The organism is Usitatibacter rugosus (assembly GCF_013003965.1).
GTDB lineage: Bacteria > Pseudomonadota > Gammaproteobacteria > Burkholderiales > Usitatibacteraceae > Usitatibacter > Usitatibacter rugosus.
On record NZ_CP053069.1, the window covers coordinates 882,354 to 900,503 of the forward strand.

At 66.2% G+C, this 18,150-nt stretch carries 16 protein-coding genes; 7 read left to right on the top strand and 9 right to left on the bottom strand.

What is annotated here, in order from left to right; all coding sequences use genetic code 11:
• Window positions 1-85: 85 nt before the first annotated feature.
• The gene (locus DSM104443_RS04485) at window positions 86-2,323 is read right to left on the bottom strand and encodes a PhoX family protein (protein ID WP_171089856.1); all 2,238 of its coding nucleotides are present in this window, start codon (window positions 2,321-2,323) and stop codon (window positions 86-88) included.
• A gap of 151 nt (window positions 2,324-2,474) precedes the next feature.
• Between DSM104443_RS04485 and DSM104443_RS04490 the strand changes: the two genes are divergently transcribed.
• Window positions 2,475-3,434, top strand: coding sequence for a DUF6282 family protein (locus tag DSM104443_RS04490; RefSeq protein WP_171089858.1), 960 nt, complete (start codon window positions 2,475-2,477; stop codon window positions 3,432-3,434).
• 3 nt (window positions 3,435-3,437) lie between these two features.
• On the opposite strand, the gene DSM104443_RS04495 is transcribed toward DSM104443_RS04490, so the two are convergent.
• Entirely contained in the window at window positions 3,438-3,887 is a 450-nt protein-coding gene (locus tag DSM104443_RS04495; RefSeq protein ID WP_171089860.1) for a GNAT family N-acetyltransferase, read from the bottom strand.
• Window positions 3,884-4,597, bottom strand: coding sequence for an IclR family transcriptional regulator (locus tag DSM104443_RS04500; RefSeq protein ID WP_171089862.1), 714 nt, complete (start codon window positions 4,595-4,597; stop codon window positions 3,884-3,886). Before DSM104443_RS04500 ends, DSM104443_RS04495 begins: the two co-directional genes overlap by 4 nt.
• A gap of 87 nt (window positions 4,598-4,684) precedes the next feature.
• Between DSM104443_RS04500 and DSM104443_RS04505 the strand changes: the two genes are divergently transcribed.
• The 6 genes from DSM104443_RS04505 (at window position 4,685) to DSM104443_RS04530 (ending at window position 12,211) form a co-directional block, all read left to right on the top strand.
• On the top strand, window positions 4,685-5,620 hold the full coding sequence (locus tag DSM104443_RS04505) for a hydroxymethylglutaryl-CoA lyase (protein ID WP_171089864.1): 936 nt from the start codon (window positions 4,685-4,687) through the stop codon (window positions 5,618-5,620).
• On the top strand, window positions 5,617-6,735 hold the full coding sequence (locus DSM104443_RS04510) for a CaiB/BaiF CoA transferase family protein (protein ID WP_171089865.1): 1,119 nt from the start codon (window positions 5,617-5,619) through the stop codon (window positions 6,733-6,735). The genes DSM104443_RS04505 and DSM104443_RS04510 overlap by 4 nt, the downstream gene beginning before the upstream one ends.
• Window positions 6,732-7,742 carry a Bug family tripartite tricarboxylate transporter substrate binding protein gene (locus tag DSM104443_RS04515; protein ID WP_212756933.1) on the top strand — a complete coding sequence of 337 codons (1,011 nt, stop codon included), beginning with the start codon at window positions 6,732-6,734 and terminating at the stop codon, window positions 7,740-7,742. Before DSM104443_RS04510 ends, DSM104443_RS04515 begins: the two co-directional genes overlap by 4 nt.
• A 46-nt stretch (window positions 7,743-7,788) precedes the next feature.
• Complete coding sequence (locus DSM104443_RS04520) at window positions 7,789-8,745, top strand: Bug family tripartite tricarboxylate transporter substrate binding protein (protein ID WP_212756935.1); 957 nt, start codon at window positions 7,789-7,791, stop codon at window positions 8,743-8,745.
• A gap of 88 nt (window positions 8,746-8,833) precedes the next feature.
• Entirely contained in the window at window positions 8,834-9,757 is a 924-nt protein-coding gene (locus DSM104443_RS04525; RefSeq protein ID WP_171089866.1) for an SMP-30/gluconolactonase/LRE family protein, read from the top strand.
• A gap of 78 nt (window positions 9,758-9,835) precedes the next feature.
• Window positions 9,836-12,211 (top strand): TonB-dependent receptor plug domain-containing protein, encoded by a 2,376-nt coding sequence (locus tag DSM104443_RS04530; protein WP_171089867.1) that lies wholly within the window; start codon window positions 9,836-9,838, stop codon window positions 12,209-12,211.
• Here the strand turns inward: DSM104443_RS04530 and DSM104443_RS04535 are convergent.
• From DSM104443_RS04535 to DSM104443_RS04560, 6 genes are read right to left on the bottom strand one after another with little or no spacing between them, the layout of a single operon-like run.
• Window positions 12,208-13,116 (bottom strand): acyl-CoA thioesterase domain-containing protein, encoded by a 909-nt coding sequence (locus tag DSM104443_RS04535; RefSeq protein ID WP_171089868.1) that lies wholly within the window; start codon window positions 13,114-13,116, stop codon window positions 12,208-12,210. The genes DSM104443_RS04530 and DSM104443_RS04535 overlap by 4 nt on opposite strands.
• Window positions 13,117-13,144: 28 nt before the next feature.
• Window positions 13,145-14,125, bottom strand: coding sequence for a Bug family tripartite tricarboxylate transporter substrate binding protein (locus DSM104443_RS04540; protein WP_171089869.1), 981 nt, complete (start codon window positions 14,123-14,125; stop codon window positions 13,145-13,147).
• On the bottom strand, window positions 14,122-15,177 hold the full coding sequence (locus tag DSM104443_RS04545; RefSeq protein WP_171089871.1) for an Ldh family oxidoreductase: 1,056 nt from the start codon (window positions 15,175-15,177) through the stop codon (window positions 14,122-14,124). The genes DSM104443_RS04540 and DSM104443_RS04545 overlap by 4 nt, the downstream gene beginning before the upstream one ends.
• A gap of 21 nt (window positions 15,178-15,198) precedes the next feature.
• Window positions 15,199-16,146 (bottom strand): Bug family tripartite tricarboxylate transporter substrate binding protein, encoded by a 948-nt coding sequence (locus tag DSM104443_RS04550; protein WP_171089873.1) that lies wholly within the window; start codon window positions 16,144-16,146, stop codon window positions 15,199-15,201.
• The gene (locus DSM104443_RS04555) at window positions 16,146-16,931 is read right to left on the bottom strand and encodes an enoyl-CoA hydratase (RefSeq protein WP_171089875.1); all 786 of its coding nucleotides are present in this window, start codon (window positions 16,929-16,931) and stop codon (window positions 16,146-16,148) included. The genes DSM104443_RS04550 and DSM104443_RS04555 overlap by 1 nt, the downstream gene beginning before the upstream one ends.
• Complete coding sequence (locus DSM104443_RS04560) at window positions 16,931-18,112, bottom strand: CaiB/BaiF CoA transferase family protein (protein ID WP_212756937.1); 1,182 nt, start codon at window positions 18,110-18,112, stop codon at window positions 16,931-16,933. The genes DSM104443_RS04555 and DSM104443_RS04560 overlap by 1 nt, the downstream gene beginning before the upstream one ends.
• Window positions 18,113-18,150: the final 38 nt, after the last annotated feature.

Consider the following 18,150-nt stretch of genomic DNA (forward strand, 5'->3'; position numbering starts at 1 on the left):
CTCGAAACGCCGACGCTTTCTTCTTGTAGTCCTATCCGTGTTTATCTGTGTTTATCCGTGGATGACGCCTTAACGCGCTAGCACCTCAAGCCAAGCCAACCTTCCCGCCGTCGTTGCGCGTGATCACCACCGTCGAAGACCGGGGCCGCGCGCTGCCACCCTGCGGCCAGGTGCTCTGGAACGTACCGGCGCCGAGCTGGGCGACCGTCGTCTCTTCGCCCGGGTGCTGGATCTGCACGAAGACCGCCTTGCCATCCGGCGTTTCCGCCACGCCCGTCAGCTCGCAACCCTTGGGGCCGACGAGGAAGCGCTTCAGCGTGCCGGCCTCCATCCTCTTGCCGACGCGCGTGCTGATGGTCACGTCGACCGGCGCGCCCGCCGCACCCTGGGGTGCAGCCTTGTTCACCACGCTCACCGTCGCTCCGTCGCCTACCGTGCCGGGCAGCGCCGCGAGCAGCATGCAGTTGGTGACGTCGGTATACGCACCGTCGTCCGTCTGCAGCCACAGCAGGCCCGGCGTGGCCTGGCTGAACCAGCAGCCGTCCGGGCTCGAGAAGTCGTTCGAATCGGTGAGCCCCGAGAGGTTCACGTTGGCTTGGTGATCGGCTTCGTTCGCGGCCGCGTCGGCGTGGGCCTGGGCGCCGAAGAGGTACACGTCCCACGTGAACGCGAGCGAGGCGTGATCGCCGGCGGAGGGCGCCATGCGCACGATGTGGCCGTTGTTGTTGCCGCGCTGCACCGTCGCGCCCTTGTTGTCCGCGTAGTAGCGCGGATTGGCGGCATCGAGGGGCTGCGTCGTCGAGCCGCGCACGCTGTTGTTGGTGAGCGTGACGTAGATGTTGCCGTTGCGCGGATCCACCGCGGCCCACTCCGGTCGATCCATCTTCGTGGCGCCCACGACGTCGGCGGCGAGGCGGATGTTCACGAGGACATCGGCCGCATTCGCGAACGGATACACCGTGCTCGCGGAGGTGATGCCGTTCACGCCGAAGGACAGCTCGACCCAGGAGCCGCTGCCGTCGGCCGCGAACTTGGCCACGTACATCTTGCCGGCGTTCAGGTACTTGTCGCCCGCGGCGAGGCCGCCGGTGGCATCCGCCGCATCCCAGTTGGCGGTCGAGACGAACTTGTAGATGTACTCGCCGCGCGAATCGTCGCCCATGTAGTACACGAGCGGACGGCCGGCGACCGCGGGAGCGGGCCAGGCGCCTTCGTGGCCCATGCGGCCCAGCGCGGTGCGCTTGCGCGGCGTGGACGTGGCATTGAACGGATCGATCTCCACCACCCAGCCGAACGTGTTCGACACGTTGCGGAAGTCGTCGGTGCCGTCGGTGGAGGCGCCCAGCTTGCTCGCGTTCCAGCGCGAGAACGTCGTGTCGTTCGGATCCGTGGTGACGACCGAAGCCCAGTTGTAGCTGCCGCCCGCGCCCTGCGGCACGCCATAGCGGTTGAACGCGGTGACTTCAGCCGTGGTGCGCGCGGCGTTGTCGGCGGCGGCGCGGCGGAAGTAGCCGGCCCAGTTCTCCTCGCACGTGAGGTACGTGCCCCAGGGCGTGTAGCCGTTGGCGCAGTTGTTCACCGTGCCGCGCGTCTTCGCGCCGTCGGTGGAGAACTTCGTCTTCATGAACGCGGAACCGGCGGCGGGTCCGGTGAGCGTCATCTCGGTGGATGTCGTGATGCGGCGGTTGTAGGCCGACGTCTTCGAGTAGGTGTACGTGGTTCCGGCGCGGTTGACCTCGATCACGGCGACGCCGTGGCAGTTCATCTCCTTGATCACCTCGTCGGCCACCGTGCGCACGTTGTTCACCTGCGTCGGGCCGTTGGCGTGGAGGAACACCTGCGTGATGTTCTCGTGGTTCATCACCAGCAGGCCGCGGTCGGAGGCGTTGCGGTCGTAGGCGCCCGCCGCCGTCATGCCGAAGAAGTGCATGCCGTCGTGGTGGTCGCCCGCGCGCGAGGCGAAGGAGGCGCCGCTCTCGGAGCCATTGTTCACGTAGTCCGGCGTGGCGGCGTTGATCGGGTCTCCCAGGCGGAAGAGGGCGGTCGCGGTGTAGCCGGCCGGGACGGTGAGCGTGTCGGACAGCGATTTCGCGACGGCGGTGAAGTTCAGCTCGAGGTCGTTGTTCTCGTCGCCATCGCCACCGCAGGCGGCGAGGGCGCTGCCGAGCATCACGCTGGAAGCCAGGCCGGCGGTGCCTTTCAGGAGGGCACGGCGCGACAGGCGCGCTCCAAGGATGCTTTCGAAGGTCGGATTGGAGGAGTTGTTATGGCCGATGTCGTCGGGGTCGACGGACACGAGGGACGGGTGCGCGCGGTCGTTCATGGGGGAGTGGCCTGCCTGAAGGTGGGAGCGCAGACGATAAGACCGCGGTGTTGCAGATCCCTGACGCGGAGGTTTCAGTTTCGCGTCGCAGGGTCTAGACTCATTCGAGAACGAGCCCAAAAAAGAAGCTCAACCCACGGAGGAAAACCCCATGAAACGCATCGCGCTGCTCGCCGCATCGTTGCTGCTCGCTTCCGGTATCGCATCGGCCCAGGTCGGCTTCCCGCCGGCGCCGCCGAAGGTCAGCCCCGCCGCCGGCATGATCGACATGCACGTGCATTCGCATCCCGACGTCTTTGGCCGCTCGATGGACGATATCGACGTCGCAACGCTCGCCAAGCAGCGCGGCATGCGCGGCATCCTGCTCAAGAACCACGTCACGACGACGGCCGATCGCGCCGCGCTGGTGATGCGCGTCGTGCCGGGCATCGAGGTGTGGGGCGGTATCGTGCTCAACAACGCCGTGGGCGGCATCAACCCCAACGCCGTCGAGTGGATGCACCGCATGTACGGCTCGCGCGGCAAGGTCGTGTGGCTGCCGACGTTCGAGTCCGACAAGCACATCAAGACGCTGGTCAACAAGGACGGCAAGGGCATCGTGGTGGCGCCCGGCGGCGTGGTCACGCCCGAGATGGAAGCCGTGCTGAAGATCATCGCGCGCGAGAACCTGCTGCTCGCGACCGGTCACGTTCACCCGGAGGAAGTGATCGCCGTCACGAAGAAGGGCAAGGAGCTGGGCGTGAAGAACATCATCGTCACGCACGGCCTCACCAATATCCCGGGCCTCAGCATGGACCAGGCGAAGGAGGTCGTCGCGATGGGCGCCGTGATCGAGATCTGCTTCCTGCAGTTCATGACCGGCCCCAACGCCCCGCAGGCGTGGATGACGCACTGGACGCAGGTGAACGCGAAGCACGTCGCGCAGGCGGTGAAGGAGCTGGGCGCCAAGAACCTCGTGCTCTCCACGGACCTCGGCCAGAGCGGCAACATGAATCACCCCGACGGCCTGGAGATGATGGCCGCGGCGGTGCTGAAGGAAGGCGTGACGCAGGAGGAACTCGACTGGATGACCAAGAAGACCCCGGCTCGCCTCCTCGGCCTGGCGAACTAGGCGTCAGGTCCCGGGGTTGAGGAGCTGGTAGCGAAGGAAGCCGCTGTGCGGCGTGTACTTGTCGTACAACCCGCGCGCACGGTAGTTGTTCTCCTTCGTGGCCCAGTAGAGCCGCGCCCAGCCCCGGTGCTTCATCTCGGAGACGAGCCAGTCGATCATCGCCTTGCCGGCGCCGTGCGCCCGCACCTGCGGATCGACGAACAGGTCCTGCAGGTAGCAGACGGGCGCCAGCGTCGACGTGTTCTCGTGCAGCAGGTAGTTCGCGATGCCGATCACGCGCCCCGCTTCATCCTCCACCACGATGGCCTCGACCGGCGACTTCGCATCGAGAATGCGCGCCCATGTGTGGCGGGTAGTCGCCTCGTTGGGCTCGCGTTCGTAGAAGCGCGTGTATCCATCCCACAGCTCTCTCCACCTCGGTTCGTCGCGGGCTTCCGCCATCCGGATCTTCATTGCGCACCTCCCAGCCGGACCGACACGGCCCTCGCGGCCTCGCGCACCGGCGCGATGTACTTGTCCTTGTAGCGGTACGTCGGCAGCGTGAGGATGAGTGCGCCGACCAGCTTGCCGTCCGCGCCCGTCACGGGAGCCGAGATGCCGGCGAGATCCGGCACGCGATCGCCCTGCAGCGCCACGAAGCCGTCGCGGCGGATGCGCTCGTAGATCGCGCCCTTGGCGCCCGAGAACGCCATCAGCACGCGGCCGCCCGCGCCACGGTCGAGCGGCAGGAGCTCACCCACCTGCACGTGCACGTGGATCGGCTGCGGCGAATTCACGCGATGCAGGCAGACGCGAAACTCTCCCTGGCGCACGTTGAACGACGCCGTCTCCTTGGTGAGGGCCGAGAGCTTCAGCAGCTCCGGGGCGACGGCCGCCTCCAGCGAGAACGAGTTGGTGAACGTGCCGTTCAGCCGCGCGATCTCCGGCCCGATGGCATAGAGGCCGTCGGCCGTGCGCCGCACGAAGCCGGCGTGGGAGAGGGAGACCAGCAGCCGCAGGGCCGTGCTCTTCACCAGGTGCGTGCGCTGCGAGAGCGTGGCGAGCGAGAGCTCGCGATCGCCGGGCCCGAAGGCCGAGAGCAGGGAGAGCGCGCGATCCACGGCGGCCACACCCCCGGCCTCCGAGGACGAGTTGAGCGGCATCTTCACGGGATAGCGGGGCATTTGACACTCCTCGGGCACAGGCCTACGATTCTATCCAACGAATTATAGTTCTATCAAATAGAAACACGCAAGCCCCGGAGAAAGAAAATGACGCAGGTGATGGTGAGCGAGGTCGGCCCGCGCGACGGGCTGCAGAGCATCAAGCAGGCGATGCCCACGGCGGTGAAGCACAAGTGGATCCGGGCGCTGGCCGAAGCCGGGCTGAAGGAGATCGAGGTCGCCTCCTTCGTGCCGCCCAAGCTCCTGCCGCAGATGGCCGATGCGCCCGAGGTCGTGCGCGAAGCCCTGAAGATCCCCGGCATCACCGTCCTCGCGCTCGTGCCCAACCTGCGCGGCTTCCAGGATGCCGTCGCGGCCGGCGCGCCCAAGGTCACGCTGACGGTCTCGGCGTCGGAAGCGCACAGCATGAACAACATCCACATGACGTGTGCCCAGGCGATCGAGTCCGCCAAGCGCATCGTTGCGTTCCGCGACGGCTTGCCGGAAGGGCAGCGTCCGCACATCGAGGTCGGCATCTCCACCGCGTTCGGCTGCAGCATCCAGGGCGACGTGGACGAGAGCTGGGCCATCGAGATGGCCGTGCAACTCGCCGCAGCGGGTGCGGACACGGTCGGCCTCTCCGATTCGGTCGGCTACGGCAACCCCGCGCAGGTGAAGCGCATGTTCAAGCGCCTGATCGCCGAGCTGGGAGGGAAAGCGGGCGGAGCGCACCTGCACAACACGCGCGGCCAGGGGCTCGCCAACGTCGTCGCCGCGCTCGATGCGGGCGTCACCACGTTCGACGCGTCGCAAGGCGGCATCGGCGGTTGTCCCTATGCGCCGGGCGCCACCGGCAACATCGTCACCGAGGACCTCGTGTTCCTGCTCGAATCGATGGGGCTCGACACGGGGATCGACATGCCGAAGCTCCTCGAGGCGCGCAAGTTCCTCGCCGAGGGCCTCCCGGGTGAGCCGGTGTACGGCTTCGTACCCGATGCCGGCGTGCCGAGAAACTATCGCCGCGCCGTGGACCAACACGCATGACGCTGCCGCTCTCGGGCCTCCGCGTCGTCGAGTTCTCGCACATGGTGATGGGCCCGACCTGCGGGCTCGTGCTCGCCGATTTGGGTGCGGAAGTGATCAAGGTAGAGCCGGCGGGCAAAGGCGACCCCACGCGCTATCTCACCAGCACCGGCGCGGGCTTCTTCTCGTCGTTCAGCCGCAACAAGAAGAGCGTGCAGCTCGACCTCGAAAGCCCCGAGGGCCTGGAGAGCGCCAGGAAGCTCATCGCCTCCGCGGATGTCTTCTTCGAGAACTTCCGCCCCGGCGCGCTCGAGAAGAAGGGGCTCGGCTACGAAGCGATGTCGAAGGCCAATCCGAAGCTGATCTACTGCTCGATGAAGGGCTTCCTCACCGGGCCGTACGAGAAGCGCACCGCGCTCGATGAAGTGGTCCAGATGATGAGCGGCCTCGCCTACATGACGGGTCCCGTCGGCAAGCCGCTTCGTGCCGGCGCGCCCGTGAACGACATGATGGGCGGCATGTTCGGCGCCATCGCGATCATGGCGGCACTTCGCGAACGCGACGCCACCGGCAAGGGCCAGTACGTGCAGAGCGGGCTCTTCGAGAACTGCGCGTGGCTCGTCTCGACGCACATGATGCAGCAGGCCGTGAGCGGCAAGGAGCCGGTGCCGATGTCGGCGGGCAAGCGCGCCTGGGGCGTCTACGACATCTTCGAGTCGGGCGATGGCACGCCGGTCTTCATCGGCGTCGTGACAGAGCGCCAGTGGGAGCTCTTCACGAAGGCGCTCGGCGAGCCGGAGCTGATGGATCCTTCGTACGCGACCAACAACGACCGCTCGCGCGCCCGCGAGACGCTGATCCCGCTGGTGGGGAAGCTCCTGAAGAAGCATCCCATCGCCGAGATCGAGCGCATCTGCGAGACGAACGGATTGCCGTTCGCGCGCATCCAGAAGCCGGGCGATCTCTTCGACGACCCGCACCTCAATGCCGGCGGCATGATTCCCATCACGCTGCCCGACGGAAAAGAAACGAAGATCCCGGCGCTACCCATGCAGTTCGGCGACCGGCGGCTCGGCATCCGCTCACCCCTCCCGACGCCTGGACAACACACGCGCGAGATCCTGGAGAAACTATGAATGTGAAACGCTGGATTCCCGCCTTCGCGGGAATGACGGGCACGCTCGCGATGCTTGTCGCCACTCCGTTGCTTCTCGTCGCCCCCGCGCAGGCGGGGGCCCAGGAGTATCCGAACAAACCGATCAAGCTGGTCGTTCCGTTCACGCCCGCGGGCGGCACCGACGTGCTGTCGCGATCGATCGCGCAGTCGATCATGAACAACAATCCGAAGTGGAACATCATCATCGAGAACAAGCCGGGCGCGGGGGGCAACATCGGCCTGGACTTTGCCGCGAAGGCGCCGCCCGATGGCTACACCATCGCGATGGGCCAGACCGCGAACCTCGCCGTGAATCCCACGCTCTACGGAAAGCTGCCGTTCGATCCGGTGAAGGACTTCGAGCCCATCGCGCTCGTGTCTTCGCAGCCGCTCATCCTCGTCGTGTCGCAGTCGTCGCCGTACAAGACGCTGAAGGAATTCGTCGACGGCGCCAAGGCCAACCCGGGCAAGCTCAACATGGCCTCCTCGGGAAACGGCACCATCGGCCACATCGGCGGCGAGCTGTTCCAGCGCAGAGCCGGAATCAAGATGGCGCACGTGCCGTACAAGGGTGCGGGGCCCGCCGTGGCGGACCTCCTCGGTGGCAGCGTGGATTGCTTCTTCGGCAACACGCAGGCCGTGGGCGGGCTGGTCACCGGCGGCAAGCTGCGGCCGATCGCCACGACCTCGCCGAAACGCCTCTCGAACTTCCCCGACGTGCCGACCGTGGCGGAGCTGGGCTATCCGGGCTTCGAGGCCGCGACGTGGAGCGGGCTGGTGGCGCCGGCCGGCACGCCCAAGGCGATCATCGACAAGCTCAACGCGGAAGCCAACCGCGCGCTCGGCAATCCGGAGATGAAAGCGAAGCTCGCCGAGGACGGCAGCACGCCGCTCGGCGGCACGGCCAAGGACTTCGCGGAGTTCATCAAGACCGAGAACGTGAAATGGGGCACGGCGGTTCGCGAAGCCGGCATCAAGCTCGACTGATGCACCGTCGTCCCCGCGAAGGCGGGGACCCAGCCAAGGAGACAACGTGAACAGAGTCGCCGCACTTCTCGCCATGGCCTTCGTCGGTATCGCCGCCGCGCAATCGCCGTGGCCCGCGCAGCCCGTGAAGATCATCGTGCCGTACTCGCCCGGAGGCACCGTGGATTTCTCCGCGCGCCTCATGGGCAACAAGCTCACGGAGCAGCTCGGCAAAGCGTTCGTAGTCGAGAACAAGACGGGTGCATCCGGGACGATCGGCGTGAATGCCGTCGCGAAGGCGGCGCCGGATGGCTACACCATCCTCGCGAACGACACGAGCTACGCGATGGTGCCCGCGCTCTTCGCGAAGCTCACGTGGGACCACGCGAACGATATCGTGCCCGTGACCACGATCATCACGACGCCCGTGGTCCTCGTCGTGCCCGCGACCTCGCCCTACAAGACGGTGCAGGAGCTCCTCGCCGCCGCGAAGAAGGAGCCGGGGAAGCTCAACTACGGCTCGGGCGGCATCGGCAGCTCGACGCACATGAACGCGGAGTTCTTCAAGAAGGAAGCGAAGGTCGACATCGCGCACATTCCGTACAAGGGTGCGGGCGAGGCGATGACCGGCATCATCTCCAGCCAGGTGGACGTGCTGATCGCCGCGTCGCCCACGGCGATGGGGCAGATCGCCGGAGGCAAGATCCGCCCGCTCGCGATCTCCGGCGACAAACGATCGGCCGCGTTCCCGGGCGTGCCGACGTTCGCCGAGGCCGGCCTGCCGGGCTACACCGCCACGGGTTGGTTCGGCTTCGCGGTGCCCAAGGGAACGTCGAAAGAGATCATCGCGAAGCTCTACGCCGAGACGGTGAAGGGCCTGCAGGATCCCGCGATCAAGGCGAAGATCCTGGAGCAGGGCGCGGAGCCCGGCGGAATGCCCCCCGACCAGTTCGCGCTGTTCATCGTGAACGAGACGAAGAAGTGGGGCGACATCGCCAAAGCGGCCGGCGTGAAGCCCGAATAGTCGCCGTCGTCCCCGCGGAGGCGGGGACCCAGCCGTTGCCGGAAGGGCTGGATTCCCGCCTTCGCGGGAATGACGGAGAATCACTGTCATGTGGAATCTCTCCTTTACTCCCCCGCAAGTCGTCGACGCTCGCGTCCTGACGAAAATCCCTGACGCGTTCCGCAAGCCACGGCGCACGGAGTGGTGCGACGCGAACAAGCCCGGCCATGTGATCGACAGCTTCCTCGAGGGGCCGTCGTTCGACCGCGAGGGCAATCTCTACGTCACCGACATTCCGTACGGGCGCGTCTTCCGCATCTCGCCGAAGCTCGAGTGGTCGCTGGTCGTGGAGTACGACGGCTGGCCGAACGGCATCGCCATCCACAAGGATGGCTCGTTGTGGATCACGGACTATCGCAAGGGCATCCTCGCGCTCGATGCGAAATCGGGAAAGATCGAGACGCTGCTCGGCCACCGCAACAGCGAGTCGTTCAAGGGTGTGAACGACCTCACGTTCGACGCGGCGGGCGATTGCTACTTCACCGACCAGGGCCAGACCGGGATGCACGATCCCACGGGCCGGGTCTATCGCCGGCGTGCCAACGGGCACCTGGACCTCCTCATCGGCAACGCGCCCAGCCCCAACGGCGTGGCGCTCGATCCCACGGGCAAGGTGCTCTTCGTCGCCGTGACGCGCGGCAACCAGGTGTGGCGCGGGCCGATCCTGCCGGACAACACCGTCTCCAAGATCGGCGCCTTCTTCACCTTCTTCGGCGCGAGCGGGCCGGACGGGATGGCCGTGGCGAAGGACGGCAGCCTCGTCGTCGCGCACGCGAGCCTCGGGGGCGCCTTCGTGCTCAATCCTCGCGGGGAGCTCACGCATTACGTGAAGAGTCCCGTGGGGACGACGGTCACGAACGTCGCTTTCCGGCCGGGGACCCCGAAGCTGGTCATGACCGAATCGTCGACCGGGACGATTCTCGAGGCGGACCTGCCGATGGAAGGCGCCGCACTCTTCTCGCACGCAAAATAATTAGGGTCAGACCCCCATTTCCTGCGGCCTCTTTTTTGCTTTAATGGAGGCACAAGAAACCCCAGGGAGACCCAGGCCATGAAGAAGCCCCTGCACCTCGCAGTCCTGCTGGCACTGACCAGCCCCGCCGCCTTCGCGCAGACAGCCCCGGCAACGCCGCCCGGCGAGAAGAAGGAAGAAGCCACCAAGCTCGAGACCATCTCCGTCGTCGGCTCGCGCAGGACCAACGCCTCGGCCACGGATACGACGGTGCCGGTGGATTTCATCCCGCTGGCCAAGATCAACGAGACCAACCCGCAGTTCGACCTGTCCCAGTCGCTCCAGTACATCTCGCCGTCGTTCACTTCGACGCGCCAGACCGGCGCGGACGGCGCGGACCTCATCGATTCCGCCTCGTTGCGGGGCCTGGGCTCCGACCAGACGCTGGTGCTCGTGAACGGCAAGCGGCGCCACACGACGGCGCTCGTGAACCTCTTCGGTGCACGAAACCGCGGCAACACGGGCACGGACCTCAACACGCTGCCGATGCTCGCCATCGACAACGTCCAGGTGCTGCGCGACGGCGCGGCGTCCCAGTACGGCTCGGACGCCATTGCCGGCGTCCTCAGCATCGACCTCAAGAAGCGAGCGGGGTGCGAGGGCATCCTCGGCTACGGCCAGTACGATTCCGCGGGCGACGGCAAGAACTACCTCGCCTCGGCCTACTGCGGGTTCAAGCTGGGCGGCGGGACGACGGGCGTGACGTTCGAATACCTCGACCGCGGCCGCTCCAACCGCGCGGATCCGGGCGAGCCCCGCCGCACCATCGGCGACACCGCGATGGAGAACTACACGCTGTTCGTGAACGGCGAGCTCCCGGCGGGGCCCGGTGCCTTCTACTACACGCTGGGCGGCCAGAAGCGCGACGCCTCCTCCGGCGCCTTCGGGCGGGGCGGCATTGGCTCGGACGACATCCCGTCGCGAAACTCCGCGGCCATGTACCCGGACGGCTTCGTGCCCTTCATCAACGGCGACATCACGGATCGCTCCGCGATCGGCGGCTACCGGATGACCGTGGGCGACGGCTGGGCGATGGACCTCTCGCAGACGTACGGCTACAACCGCCTCAAGTACGACATCACCAATACGCTCAACGCCTCCATCGCGAACTCGAGCTCGAACGGCATCAGCCCCACGGGCTTCGACGCGGGCGGCTTCTCGTTCGCGCAGTACACGACGAACCTGGATTTCTCGAAGTTCTTCCCGCAGTGGAGCACCAACATCGCGTTCGGCGCCGAGTACCGCCACGAGGAGTACAAGATCTTCGCGGGCGAGCCCGGCTCGTACAACGACGTCGACGGCGTGGGCATGGGCGGCAATGCGGGGAGCCAGGGCTTCCCGGGCTTCCAGCCCAGCGACGAGACGGACCGCAAGCGCAACAGCTACGCGGCCTACGCCGACGTCGAAATGGACGTCACCAGCCGCTTCAAGCTCCAGGGGGCGCTGCGCTTCGAGCACTACAGCGACTTCGGCTCGACCACCACGGGCAAGGTGGCCGGCCTCTTCAAGGCCACCGACGACATCGCCTTCCGCGGCTCCGTGAGCACGGGCTTCCGCGCCCCGTCGCTCCAGCAGGTCTATTTCTCGTCCACCTTCACGGACTTCATCAGCGGCGTGCCGCTCGACGTGGTGCTGGCCCCGAACGGCGGCGCCATCGCGAATGCCGCGGGCATCCCGAAGCTCACCGAGGAGAAATCCAAGAACTTCACGTTCGGCGCGACCTGGAACCCCACGCCGGCCGTCGCCGCCACGATCGACTTCTACCGCATCGACATCGACGACCGCATCGTGCTCTCGGGACGCTTCGACGCCGACAACTACCCGGCGCTCGGCGCCACCCTCCAGGCCCTGGGCGTGGGGCAGGCGCAATTCTTCGTGAACTCGGTGGACACCCAGACGCAGGGCTTCGACCTCACGGTCTCGCACAAGGCCGAGACCGGCTGGGGCCGGCTGAACACCTTCTTCGCCTACAACTACAGCAAGACCGACGTGAAGCAGATCCACACGCCGGACGCGCTCACGGGCTTCGAGGACGTGCTGCTCTCCGAGCGCGAGCGCCTGTTCCTGGAGCAGGGCGCGCCGCGCAACAAGGCCATCCTCGGCTTCGACCTCATCTCCGGGAAGCTCGAGACGAACCTGAAGGTGATCTATTTCGGCAAGCAGACGCTGGGCACGTTTTCGGGAACGGAAGCCGGCGTGCCGAACCAGCAATACAAGGCGAAGACCTCGGCGGATCTCGCGTTCACGTGGAGCTTCGATCCCAACACCCGCCTCACGGTCGGCGCGGCCAACATCTTCAACGTGAAGCCCACCGAGCAGGATCCCAACGAGACGGACAACGGTTTCAAGTACGAGAGCGTGCAGTTCGGCCTGAACGGCACGTCCTACTTCGCGCGCCTCTTCAAGCGGTTCTAGTTCTTCGCGTGGGTTGAAGTGACATCGAGGACACGGCGCCCCTCGGCGCCCGTGACCTCGGTGCGGACCACGCCGGTCTGCCGGCCCTGGTGCACGACTTTCGCGCGCGCCTTCAACATCCGCCCCTCGCCCGGGCTCACGAATTGAGTCTGGATCGCCGAGAGGCGCCAGGTGTCCGGCAGCGCCGCATTCGCCGTCGCCGCCGCGAGCCCCACGAGAATTCCGCCCTGCACGTGACCGACGCGGTTGCCGACCTGGCTGCCGTTCTTCATCGTGCAGGACGCCCCCGTCGCAGTCGCATGCGAGTCGTAGCCCCAGAAGTGGCGGATGAAGGGCGACTTGGGCGTCGCTTCCTTCTCCGCGGTTTCGGCGGTCCGCAGGATGGCGAGCTCCGGCTTGGTGAGCTCCTTCTCGGAGAGCATCGGGACATTCGAGCGGTCCTGTTGCACCGGATGCATCTTCGTGCCGGGCAGCGGTTCGAGCACGATGAAGGCACCGCTGCCGAACGCGACGATCTTCCCGCCGCTTCGCACCGTGACGCGACTCAGCGCCTGCCGGGCGGAAATGCCGGCGAGATCGCCCTGGAATTCGCCTTCGGCTTCGATGTGTCCGCTCGCGCGTTCCCCCGTGAACTGCAGGTGCATGCTGACGGTAGCGAGGCGAACGGCAGGATCGAGGCCCGAACGGATGCTCGCGGAAAGCCCGATGTCGGCGAGGAAGGCGATCGCGCCCGGGTGTGCCGAGCCATCCGCATCGAGCAACGTCTCGCCCGCTTCGAGTGACACGAGGGCGTTGTGAGGCACGACACGGTCGAACCGGACGTCGAGGAAATGCGCGGCGAAGTGGAAGCCCGGAATGCGGGCCATCGCGATGGCGCGGAGGACTCGGTCGCGTGTGGAAGACATGGTCGACGTCAATAGGGTCTTACCCTATTTACTCCGCTTTGATGCCGGCAGCCTTCATCACCTTCTGGTATTTGGCGAGCTGGTTCTTCGTCGCCGTTCCCAGCTCCTCGGGCGACGAGCCGCGGATCGTGAAGCCCTGTGCGACCAACTTTTCGCGCACGCCCGGATCGGCGAGGGCTTTCCTGATCTCGGCATTGAGCTTGTTCACGATGGCCTTCGGCGTTCCCGCGGGCGCCATCACGGCGAACCACGAGTTGAACTCGAAGCCGGGCAGGCCGGAGTCGGAGAGGGTCGGCGCGTCGGGAAAGGACGCGAGCTTGCCGGGCGTCGATACACCGAGCAAGCGCACCTTCTTCGAGTGGATCAGCGAAGCCGCGGTGCCGAGGCCCTGGAAGGCGAGAGGGACTTCATTCGCGGCGACTCCCACGGCGGCCTGCGTCGCGCCCTTGTACGGCACGTGCATCATGGTGACGCCGGCCTGCGAGGCAAAGAGCGCCATCGCGATGTGTTGCGGGCTGCCGTTGCCACCCGAGCCGTAGTCCACCTTGCCCGGGCGCGCCTTGGCGTCGGCGATCACGTCGGCCGCGGTCTTGTACGGTGTGTCGAGGCCGGTGATGAGGCCCCATTCGATCACGCCCACGAGCGACACCGGCTCGAAGTCGCGCACGATGTCCCACGACAGCTTGTCGTTGAGGTTCGGCAGCATCGTCATGATCGAGTCATTGAAGCCGCCGATCGTGTAGCCGTCCGGCGCGGCCTTCGCGATGCGCTCCGTGCCGATCATGCCCGCGGCTCCCGGCATGTTCTCGATCACGAATTGCTGGCCCATGTTCTCCGACATCTTCTGCGTGACGATGCGGGCCGCGTTGTCGACCGCGCTCGCTGCGGCGAGCGGGATGATCATCCGGATCGGTTTGTTGGGATAGTCCTGGGCCTCCGCGTGCGCGGAGGAGACGAGAAGGGCGGCCAACGTCATTCCCGCGAAGGCGGGAATCCATTTCATTGTCATGGTGTTCCTCCGGAAAGGCGCAGGATGCCGAGCGAATCGGCGAGCGTGTCGAGGCTCTTCTGCAGCGCCGGTGCGATGGGCGTGCCGTTGCGTTGGGCTTCGAGCTTCTTCAGGTGGCTCTGCTCGCCGGGCAGCCAGATTCGTTCGACGCCCGGCATGCGTTCGCTGGCGCGCAGGTCGCGCACGACCACGTCCACGCGCTTCTTGAACTCGAGCGGATCGCCGAATGCGGCGGGATCGATCACGCAGATCGCCTGCCCGGTGTTGGTCGGCGTCACGTCGTCGGCGTTGAAGTCGATGACGTCCTTGCCCATCGCGGCGCCGTTCAGCGTTCCGGCGAGCAGGCCGAATACGAGGGCAAGACCGTAGCCCTTGTAGCCGCCGATCGGAAGCAGCAATCCTTCGGCAGAACGCTTCGGATCCGTCAGCGGGTTGCCCTGGCGGTCGATCATCCAGCCGACGGGCATCGTCTCGCCGCGCTGGGCCTTCGTCTTCACCTTGCCGTAGGCCGCGACGGTGGTCGCCATGTCGAGCACGACCGGCGGTTCCTCGTGCGTGGGAATGGCAACGGCGATCGGGTTGGTGGAGAGCAGCATGTCGAGGCCGCCCCACGGCGGGAGATGGTTCGCGTTGCCGACCGCGAAGTAGAGCGCGACCATTCCGTGCTCGAGCGCCATGCGCGGATAGAGCGAGGCGGGGCCTGCGTGGTTGCTGTGTTGAGAGCCGACCCACGCGACGCCGCAGGTGCGGGCCTTCTCGATCGCGATCCCGGTCGCGCGCTTCATCACGAGGTGGCCCATGCCGTTGTCGCCGTCCACGAGTGCCATCGCGGCGCGCTCCTCGACGACGCGGATGTTCGGCTTCGGATTCACGCCCCCGGCCTGGATGCGGCGGATGTAGTGGTTCATCCGCATGATTCCGTGGCCTTCGGAGCCCTGGAATTCGGCTTCGGCCATCAACTCGCCGATGATGCAGGCGTCAGACTCGGGCAGGCCTACGCGAACGAAAGCGCGGGCGGCGAAATCGCGAAGCTCATCTCGCGTGACGTGCATCTAATTAGGGTCTGACCCTATTTATTGGGGAGTGATGCCGGCGTCGCGGACGACCTTCACCCAGCGCACGTTCTCGGCGCGCATGAAGGCACCGAAGTCGGCGGGCGACATGGTGCGGATTTCCGCGCCTTCGTCGACGAGGCGCTGGCGGACGACGGGATCGGCCAGCACGGCGGCGACGGCGGCGTTCAGCTTCGTCACCACTTCCTGCGGCAGGCCCTTGGGACCGACGAAGCCGGTCCAGGTGCCGACGTCGAACTCGGGGAGGCCCAGCTCGATCATCGTCGGCACGTCGGGCACGGCGGGGTTGCGCTCCTTAGAGGCGAGGCCGATGGCGCGGACCTTGTTGCCACGGATCTGCGGCGTGACGGCGGGGAGGGTCGCGAAGTTGAGCTGCGCCTCGCCGGACATCACGGCGAGCACCGAGGGCGATCCGCCCTTGTACGGCACGTGCGTGATGTTGGCGTTGATGCCGCGCACCAGCAGCTCGCCCGAGAGGTGGCCCGGCGAGCCCACGCCCGACGACGAATAGAACGTAGGCTGTTTCGCCGCGAGATCCTTCAGCTCCGCCATCGTCTTGAACGTGGTCTGCGGCGAGCCGATGAGGATCATCGGATACGAGCAGACGAGCGCCACGGGCGTGAAGTCCGCGATCGGGTGGAATTTCTGCGACTTGTAGAGGCCCGGGTTGATCGCATGCACCGCGACCGTGGTCAGCATGAGCGTGTAGCCGTCCGCGGGCTGCTGAAGCATCATCTCGGCCGCGAAGTCGCCGGCGCCGCCGGGCTTGTTCTCGATCACGATCGGCTGACCGAGCTTCTGCTGCAGGTGCGGTGCAATGAGGCGGCCTACGACATCCGTGGAACCCCCGGGCGCATAGCCGATGAGGACCTTGATGGGCTTCTCGGGCCAGGCCGATTGGGCCGAGCAGATGAAGAGGGAAGCAACGAGGCCGAGAATTCGAAACATCATTTGCCCCTGAAGGTGGGTTTGCGCTTCTCCATGAACGCCTTGCGGCCCTCGGCATAGTCCTCGCTCTCGAAGCAATCGAGGATCAGCTTCTTGCACAACGCCATGTCGACGTCGGCGTCGGCCTTGAGGATCTCCTGCATGATCCGCTTGCCCGCCTTGATGGTGAGTGGAGCGCCGGTCGTGATCGACTGCGTGTACTCGGCGAGGAGTGCCTCCAGCCCGCCAGGCGCCGACACGCGATTGATGAGGCCGCACGAGAGCGCTTCGGCCGAGTCGAGGCGGCGAGCCGTGAAGAAGATGTCCTTCGCGAAACCGGGGCCGACGAGGTCGACCAGGTTCTTCAGCGCGGAGAAGCGGTAGCCGAGGCCCAGCCGCGTGGCGGGCACGAAGAACGTGGACTCGGGTGTGGCGATGCGGATGTCGCAGGCGATGGCGACGTTCACGCCGCCCCCCACGCAATAGCCCTGGATCGAGGCGACGGTGGGCTTGCTGAACTCGTTGATGCCGGTGAGCGCGCCCTCGGCCATCAGCTCGTAGTGCTTCACGGCCTCCTTCTGCGCGCGCTGGTCCTCGAACTGCGAGATGTCGGCGCCGGAGATGAAGGACTTCCCGCCCTCTCCGGAGAACACGATCATTCGGACGGCGTCGTCGGATTCCGCTTGTGCGAGAAGCCTGGGAATGGCCTCCCACATTTCCACTGAAAGCGCATTGTGTTTGGCAGGGTTGTTGAATCGAATGTGCATCACGCCGGCATCGATCCAGGATTTCACTTTCTCGGTCATCAATAAACTCCTGCCGTCTTCATCCGAGACAAATCTTCAGGGGAGAATCCAATCTCGGAAAGAATTTCTTCGGTGTGCTCGCCGCGGCGCGGAGCCGCGCGGGCGAGCGTGTGCGGCGTGCGCTCGAGCGTGATGGGCTGGCCCATCAGGGTCTGCTCGCCGAACCACTTCGACGTGACCTTCTTCAGCATGCCGAGGTGCTGCACCTGCGGCTCGGCGAAGGCTTCCTGCATGTTGTTGATGCGGCCGCAGGCGACACCCGCGGCGTTGAGCTTCTCGATCCAGTAGTCGCTGCCCTGCGCGGCGAGCTTCTTCTCGATCTCGGCATTCAGCCAGTCGCGATGCACGGAGCGGTTGGACTTCGACTTCGAGCGATCGTCGGTGATCCAGTCCGGCGAGCCGAGCGCCTCGCAGAAGCGCTCCCAGATCTTGCCGCCGAAGACCGCGATGTTGATGAAGCCGTCCTTCGTCTTGTAGACGCCGGTCGGGATGCTCGTCGGGTGGAAGTTGCCCGCCTGCGTGGGCACGTCGCCGTCGAGGGTCCAGCGCGAGGTCTGGAAATCCATCATGTAGAGCATCGCTTCGAGCAGCGACGTGTGGACCCACTGGCCGCGGCCCGAACGTTCGCGTTCCAGAAGCGCGACCGTGACGCCGTACGCGGCGAAGATGCCGCCGCACAGATCCGCGATCGGGATGCCCACTCGCATCGGTCCGTCGCCCTGCGCGCCGGTGACGGACATGAGGCCGCCCATGCCCTGCGCGATCTGGTCGAAGCCGGGGCGCGTCGCGTACGGGCCGGTCTGGCCGAAGCCGGAGATGCTCGCGTACACGAGGCGCGGGTTGATCTTCGAGAGCGATTCGTAGTCGATGCCGAGGCGCGACTTCACGTCGGGCCGGAAATTCTCGAGGAGCACGTCGGCTTTCTCGACGAGCTTCTTCAGTACGGTGACGCCGTCGGGTTCCTTCAGGTTCAGCGTGATCGAGCGCTTGTTGCGGTGCGTGTATTGATAGTCCGAGCCCTCCTGGCCGCCGAGCGTGTCGTCGCCGCGCATGTGCTCGGGCATCTGGACCTGGATCACGTCCGCGCCCCAATCGGCGAGCTGGCGTGCGGCGGTGGGACCGGCGCGGACCTGGGTCAGGTCTATCACGCGAAACGCGGAAAGCGCTTGAGATGCGGGCATGTGGGGCATGCCGGCAAGGTTATCGCATAATGACGGGC

Coding starts and splice junctions, on each gene's coding strand:
- DSM104443_RS04525 (WP_171089866.1), top strand. CDS start 8,834: ATGTGGAATCTCTCCTTTACTCCCCCGCAAGTCGTCGACGCTCGCGTC.
- DSM104443_RS04545 (WP_171089871.1), bottom strand. CDS start 15,177: ATGCACGTCACGCGAGATGAGCTTCGCGATTTCGCCGCCCGCGCTTTC.
- DSM104443_RS04505 (WP_171089864.1), top strand. CDS start 4,685: ATGACGCAGGTGATGGTGAGCGAGGTCGGCCCGCGCGACGGGCTGCAG.
- DSM104443_RS04490 (WP_171089858.1), top strand. CDS start 2,475: ATGAAACGCATCGCGCTGCTCGCCGCATCGTTGCTGCTCGCTTCCGGT.
- DSM104443_RS04515 (WP_212756933.1), top strand. CDS start 6,732: ATGAATGTGAAACGCTGGATTCCCGCCTTCGCGGGAATGACGGGCACG.
- DSM104443_RS04485 (WP_171089856.1), bottom strand. CDS start 2,323: ATGAACGACCGCGCGCACCCGTCCCTCGTGTCCGTCGACCCCGACGAC.
- DSM104443_RS04555 (WP_171089875.1), bottom strand. CDS start 16,931: ATGACCGAGAAAGTGAAATCCTGGATCGATGCCGGCGTGATGCACATT.
- DSM104443_RS04500 (WP_171089862.1), bottom strand. CDS start 4,597: ATGCCCCGCTATCCCGTGAAGATGCCGCTCAACTCGTCCTCGGAGGCC.
- DSM104443_RS04495 (WP_171089860.1), bottom strand. CDS start 3,887: ATGAAGATCCGGATGGCGGAAGCCCGCGACGAACCGAGGTGGAGAGAG.
- DSM104443_RS04540 (WP_171089869.1), bottom strand. CDS start 14,125: ATGACAATGAAATGGATTCCCGCCTTCGCGGGAATGACGTTGGCCGCC.
- DSM104443_RS04560 (WP_212756937.1), bottom strand. CDS start 18,112: ATGCCCGCATCTCAAGCGCTTTCCGCGTTTCGCGTGATAGACCTGACC.
- DSM104443_RS04550 (WP_171089873.1), bottom strand. CDS start 16,146: ATGTTTCGAATTCTCGGCCTCGTTGCTTCCCTCTTCATCTGCTCGGCC.
- DSM104443_RS04530 (WP_171089867.1), top strand. CDS start 9,836: ATGAAGAAGCCCCTGCACCTCGCAGTCCTGCTGGCACTGACCAGCCCC.
- DSM104443_RS04535 (WP_171089868.1), bottom strand. CDS start 13,116: ATGTCTTCCACACGCGACCGAGTCCTCCGCGCCATCGCGATGGCCCGC.
- DSM104443_RS04510 (WP_171089865.1), top strand. CDS start 5,617: ATGACGCTGCCGCTCTCGGGCCTCCGCGTCGTCGAGTTCTCGCACATG.